Raw genomic sequence first — 693 nt, forward strand, 5'->3', positions numbered from 1 at the left:
CAAATGAATAAATGGTTGGCCACTATACCTAATTATATCAAGCAATGCTTAAATATTTCTGTGTGCGAAAGTTGAGTATATAATATTATACCTTTCCATTATATGCGATAAATTTTGCGCCATATTCAATTCTTATTTAATAAAGTTTGGTACAATATGATCATCGTTTTCTACCCAATTCCAGGCACTAAAAATAACATGATTGCATCTCTTCATTCTAGATTACGTTTTCCTGACTTTAAGAGGGCTTCGTTTATTTTCTATACACTTGCAAACATAATTTTTTTTACGCTCTTTTCGGTAAAATGGAGAAAGTTTCAGTAATGTGAAAAAATTTGTGGACGGAACTGAGGATATAAAAAAATATATTGGCTTGCGGCTCCTTACAATGGCAATTTCATTAATTCTCATAGATATGCAGCTAGAAGCTTCTTTGTTTGCTTAAAAAGCAAGGCAAAATGAAGTAATTTTATTAGGGAATATTACGGATGGCAAATGAAGATTTAAGGAGAATAAAAAAAAGAGAGTTTTTTTCGATGGAGCCTAGCGGGATCGAACCGCTGACCTCCTGCGTGCAAAGCAGGCGCTCTCCCAGCTGAGCTAAGGCCCCTTGAACCCCTCTGGTCGGGAAGACAGGATTTGAACCTGCGACCCCATGGTCCCAAACCATGTGCTCTACCAAGCTGAGCTACT

General features: G+C 37.2%; 1 tRNA gene. It reads right to left on the reverse strand.

The annotated features are described in order from the left end of the window. Window positions 1–537: 537 nt before the first annotated feature. A tRNA-Ala gene (locus AC0KTX_RS16790) sits at window positions 538–610 on the reverse strand. Between the last annotated feature and the right edge of the window lie 83 nt (window positions 611–693).

It is taken from the genome of Aeribacillus sp. JST-2 (assembly GCF_056032925.1).